The sequence below is a fragment of the Oscillibacter sp. UBA6647 genome, from assembly GCA_002455655.1.
Classification (GTDB): Bacteria; Bacillota; Clostridia; order Oscillospirales; family Oscillospiraceae; genus Oscillibacter.
In genome coordinates this window covers 1-4,288 of the sequence record DKLF01000042.1, presented here as the reverse complement: position 1 = coordinate 4,288, position 4,288 = coordinate 1, and the positions used below count along the sequence as shown (strand labels likewise).

6 protein-coding genes and 1 pseudogene are annotated in these 4,288 nt (G+C 57.7%); 4 read left to right on the top strand and 3 right to left on the bottom strand.

Annotated elements, in window-relative coordinates:
• Positions 1 to 268: 268 nt before the first annotated feature.
• Positions 269 to 454, top strand: a complete 186-nt coding sequence (rpsU, locus tag B2W96_RS03475; protein ID WP_040659605.1) for a 30S ribosomal protein S21 — start codon at positions 269 to 271, stop codon at positions 452 to 454.
• Between the two features lie 81 nt (positions 455 to 535).
• Here rpsU and B2W96_RS03470 read toward each other — a convergent pair whose 3' ends face one another.
• Positions 536 to 1,303: a hypothetical protein gene (locus tag B2W96_RS03470; RefSeq protein ID WP_293008583.1), complete on the bottom strand. Its 768-nt coding sequence runs from the start codon at positions 1,301 to 1,303 to the stop codon at positions 536 to 538.
• A gap of 94 nt (positions 1,304 to 1,397) precedes the next feature.
• Here B2W96_RS03470 and B2W96_RS03465 point away from each other — a divergent pair, with 94 nt between their 5' ends.
• The 3 genes from B2W96_RS03465 to B2W96_RS03455 all read left to right on the top strand — a co-directional run bounded on the left by B2W96_RS03465 (position 1,398) and on the right by B2W96_RS03455 (position 3,138).
• Positions 1,398 to 1,922, top strand: a complete 525-nt coding sequence (locus B2W96_RS03465; RefSeq protein ID WP_293008581.1) for a YqeG family HAD IIIA-type phosphatase — start codon at positions 1,398 to 1,400, stop codon at positions 1,920 to 1,922.
• 142 nt (positions 1,923 to 2,064) lie between these two features.
• On the top strand, positions 2,065 to 2,634 hold the full coding sequence (gene efp / locus B2W96_RS03460) for an elongation factor P (protein ID WP_293008579.1): 570 nt from the start codon (positions 2,065 to 2,067) through the stop codon (positions 2,632 to 2,634).
• 78 nt (positions 2,635 to 2,712) lie between these two features.
• Positions 2,713 to 3,138: a CD1247 N-terminal domain-containing protein gene (locus B2W96_RS03455; RefSeq protein ID WP_293008588.1), complete on the top strand. Its 426-nt coding sequence runs from the start codon at positions 2,713 to 2,715 to the stop codon at positions 3,136 to 3,138.
• A 56-nt stretch (positions 3,139 to 3,194) separates the two neighbouring features.
• On the opposite strand, the gene spoVAE is transcribed toward B2W96_RS03455, so the two are convergent.
• Positions 3,195 to 3,551 carry a stage V sporulation protein AE gene (spoVAE, locus tag B2W96_RS03450; protein WP_293008577.1) on the bottom strand — a complete coding sequence of 119 codons (357 nt, stop codon included), beginning with the start codon at positions 3,549 to 3,551 and terminating at the stop codon, positions 3,195 to 3,197.
• Between the two features lie 91 nt (positions 3,552 to 3,642).
• A pseudogene (locus B2W96_RS03445) lies at positions 3,643 to 4,288 on the bottom strand (stage V sporulation protein AD); the annotation flags it as partial.

Sequence of the window (4,288 nt, the reverse complement as noted above, 5' to 3'; positions counted from 1 at the left end):
TGAAGTCCACCTCCTGCCCCGACCAGGTTGCAATTGCGCTGGAGCGGGAACTGGACCAGCAGGCCGCAAATTTGGAAGAATTGGAAAAATTATAAAAAGCGGCCCGCCCTGTTTTGCGGGGCGGGCCGTCTTTTCGCGTCTTGTCGCTTTTCAGAAAATTCTCTTGACAAGCCGCGAATCAGCCGTTATAATGATTTCGTTAAAGCCATAATATAATGGCCCTTAAGTGCTGCGGGTTTCCCGGCATTCTGGAGGGAGGGAAATATAAATGTCTGAAATTCATATCAAAGAGGGCGAGAACATCGACAGCGCCCTGAAGCGTTTTAAGCGCAGCTGCGCTAAGGCGGGCGTTCTCGCGGAGGTTCGTAAGAGAGAGCACTACGAGAGCCCCAGCGTCAAGCGCCGCAAGAAGTCTGAGGCAGCTCGGAAGAATAAGAACAAGCGCTTCTATTAATTCTTGTTTTGATGAAAGGCGCCGTGGAAACCTCCACGGCGCCTTTTTGACGCCTTGGAGCGCCGTCCTGCCTAAAAAAGCCTATTTCCCAAACAGCTTCCCCAAAAGGTCACTGACCTCGGGATATTGGAAAAACGCCGACTGAGCGCCTAAGTTTTGGCCAATGCGCAGCTTTTGCAGCAACGTGTCTCCGTCGTCGAACAGAATGAAATGGGTTTCGCCCCGGCAGGTATAGGTGAAGTACCGGGCGCACAGGTCCGGGGAGAAAAACACGGATGGCTGCTCCCGCTCCATCAGCTCCACCAGCTCCTCCCGCCGCAGGGGGCGGCCCTCACCAGAGGGACAGGGAAGAGGGAAGTCCATCATCAGCCGCTCTAAATCCAGCGCCAGCCGCCCTGTGCCAAAGGTGGAAGAGGCATCCCGCAGCCGCTGGGTCAGATTGCCTCCGGACAGGGCTGTGCAGATGGGCACAATCGCTGTGGGCGCGGCGGAGGCATAGGACTCCGGTACGTAGAGCGTCAGCCGGTTTTTTTGAAAAAGCTTTCCCATGGCTCCCGCCAGCAACAGCAGATCGCCTCTGGGATGGGGTGCCTCGAAATCCAGCACCACACCGCCGTAGCTCCGCCGGGAGCACTCTCGCACAGCGGCGGCGGCTAACTTTTCCGGCTCCTCCACCGTGGGCGCGTCGTGGTCGCTGAGGCCCAGCAGCCCGCCCTTGGTCTGCACCAGCAGGTTCTGGCGCAGCAGGGCGGACTCCGGTCCGATGCGATAGGCCATATGGACAAAGTGACGGGTGAAGCGGGACGCCTCCCGAAGCTGCTGCGGCGTGACGGCAAGATAGACCTGCAAGCCAAGACCCCCCTTGTGTGCTTTGAAAAAAATTGGTATACTAAGGATATTGATAAATCAATTCGTAAAATGCTATGAAGGGGGAAGACTGAATATGCCTTTTTCCCTGGTGCCGGACAGGCTGTTTGCGCGCTATGACGAGGTAACGCCCGATTTGCTGAGGGAGTTGGGCGTGACGCTGCTGCTGAGCGATTTGGATTTCACGCTGGCAGAGAAAAGGACACGCCGCCCGGATAGGGCGCTCAAGGACTATATTGCCGGGCTGAAGGATGCGGGCATTGGATTTGTTATCGTGTCCAACAACCGCTCCGGAAGCCGGGTGACGGAATTTTGCGACGAGCTGGGCGTGCCTTATCAGGGCAGGGCCGGAAAGCCGTCTCCCCGGGGGATTCTGGCCGCCATAGAGAAAGCGGGGGGCAGGTTGGCCCACACCGCCATGCTGGGCGACAAACTTTTAACCGATTGTCTGGCCGCCAAGCGGGCGGGAGTTTTGGCGCTGACGGTGGAGCCCGTGGGCGGGGCCGTGACGCTCTGGCAGAAGGTGCTTCACGCACTTCAGGCCCCTTTTAAGGCCATTTGCTGCCGCAAATTGAGGGAAATTGATAAAAAATCCTTCTGAATTTCCCCGAATCAGAGGGAAAGCCCTTGCATTCATCCCGTATCTGGGGTAAAATATCCTAGGTTATTTTGTAAATTTGAAAAGCAGAGAAAATGTCCTCCTGACGGGTCGTTTTCTCGTAGATTTGTAAGGAGGAAAAACTATGCCTACGATTACTGCCGGTGATTTCCGCAACGGTGTCACCTTCGAAATGGACGGCAAGATCATGACCGTGGTGGAGTTCCAGCACGTCAAGCCCGGAAAGGGCGCGGCGTTTGTGCGCACCAAGATGAGAAACGTGGTGACCGGCGGCGTCACCGAGACTTCCTTTAACCCCACCGCCAAGTTCGAGCAGGCGTTTGTGGAGCGCAAGGAGGCGGAGTACAGCTATCAGGACGGCGACCTGTACTACTTCATGGACCCCGAAACCTATGACACGGTTCCCCTGAACCGGGACGTGCTGGGCGACGGTTTCCGCTTTGTGAAGGAGAACACGGTGTGCAAGCTTTTGAGCTATAAGGGCAGCGTATTCTCCGTGGAGGTCCCTAACTTTATGGACCTGGTGGTCACCGAGACGGAGCCGGGACTGAAGGGAGACACCGCCACCAACGTGACCAAGCCCGCTACCGTGGAAACCGGCGCGGAGATCAAGGTGCCTCTGTTCATCAGCACCGGAGACAAAATCAACATCGACACCCGGACAGGCGAGTATCTCTCCCGCAGCAAGGACTAAAAGAGAGCGCGCCTGAATCAAGAGGAGGATTCCTCTATACAACAAACAACGAAGCAGGAAGAAAGGAGCGTGTACACGATGGAAATTACCGAGAGAGTCGCTTATCTGAAGGGGCTGGCCGAGGGCCTGAGCCTGGACACCGAATCCAAGGAGGGCAAGCTGATCACCATGATCATTGATATTCTGGACGATGTGGCCCTGGAGCTTCAGGACCATCAGGACCAGATTATCGAAATCTCTGAGGGCCTGGACGCTGTCAGCGACGACCTGGAGGACGTGGAGGAGATCGTCTACGAGGACGACGAGTTTGAGGATGACGACGAAGAAGACGACGATTCCGAGGACTGCTACGCCACCACCTGCCCCACCTGTGAGGAGACGGTCTACTTCGACGAGTCCATTCTGGAAGAGGGCGAAGTGGTCTGCCCCAACTGCGGGGAGAAACTGGAATTTGATCTCACCGACATCGAGGAATGCGACTGCGGAGAGGATCACGAGGACTAAGCGATTTCACAAGCGTAAAAGCGGCGGCTCCTTCAGGAGTCGCCGCTTTTTTATAGTTATCGCTTGTCTCCGGGGCGGAACAGCAATGCCATCAGCGTGGCGAAGATCACGGCCGCGGCGATGCCGCCCGCCGTGGCGGTGAGTCCGCCGGTAAACACGCCCAGCCAGCCCTGCTCCGCCACTGCTTTTTCAACGCCTTTGGCCAAAGAAAAGCCAAAGCCGGTAAGGGGCACTGTGGCACCGGCTCCGCCCCATTCGGCAATGGGCTTATAAACGCCCACCGCCCCCAGCAGCACGCCCGCCACCACATAGCCGGTGAGAATGCGGGCAGGGGTAAGCTTGGTTTTGTCAATGAGAATTTGCCCGACGGCGCAAAGAATGCCGCCGCAGATGAATGCTTTCAGATAGTCCATAAAAACCTCCAAACCGAGTTTTTCTCTCCCAGCTTTTCCATGTTTGCCCGAATTATGCAGAAGGCGGGCGGCAGGGAAGGAAAAGACCCGCCTAGCGCTCCGTGCAGATACACACCGCGTGGCACACGCCGGGGATGGACTCTCCCTGAAAGCTGGAGGTGGGGGAGAGCAGCGCTCCGGTGGGCGCAAAGAGAATCCGCCGCCACTTTCCGGCCCGCAGCCCCGGCAGAAGATACCCGCACAGAATCGCCGCCGAGCAGCCGCAGCCGGAGGCGCCGGCGTGCATGTCCTGCTTTTCACGGTCGTAGAGCAGCATGCCGCAGTCGAGATAGTTTTTGCTCATATCCACGCCGTCCCGCTGGAAAAAGCCCCGGACGATGCTGTGGCCCAGCTCGCCCAAGTCGCCGGTGAGAATCAGGTCAAAGTCCGAGGGCTTTGTCTTTGTATCCTTGAAAAAAGCGGAGATGGTGTCGTAGGCCGCGGGGGCCATAGCCGCGCCCATGTTGTTCACATCGGTCACGCCCTTGTCCACGATTTTGCCGCAGGTGACATGGGTGACAAAGGGACCCTCTCCCTCCCGGCCCAGAATGCAGCAACCGGACGCGGTGGCGGTCCACTGGGCAGTGGGGGGCCTCTGATTTCCATAGGGAACCGGCATACGATACTGCCTCTCCGCCGTGCAGAAATGGGAGGAGGTGACGGCAGCGGCCCGCTCGGCAAAGCCGCCGTCGATGCTC

What these genes read in the sequence shown, in the direction of transcription:
- rpsU (WP_040659605.1), top strand. Translation starts at nt 269, where the DNA reads ATGTCTGAAATTCATATCAAAGAGGGCGAGAACATCGACAGCGCCCTG.
- B2W96_RS03465 (WP_293008581.1), top strand. Translation starts at nt 1,398, where the DNA reads ATGCCTTTTTCCCTGGTGCCGGACAGGCTGTTTGCGCGCTATGACGAG.
- efp (WP_293008579.1), top strand. Translation starts at nt 2,065, where the DNA reads ATGCCTACGATTACTGCCGGTGATTTCCGCAACGGTGTCACCTTCGAA.
- B2W96_RS03455 (WP_293008588.1), top strand. Translation starts at nt 2,713, where the DNA reads ATGGAAATTACCGAGAGAGTCGCTTATCTGAAGGGGCTGGCCGAGGGC.
- spoVAE (WP_293008577.1), bottom strand. Translation starts at nt 3,551, where the DNA reads ATGGACTATCTGAAAGCATTCATCTGCGGCGGCATTCTTTGCGCCGTC.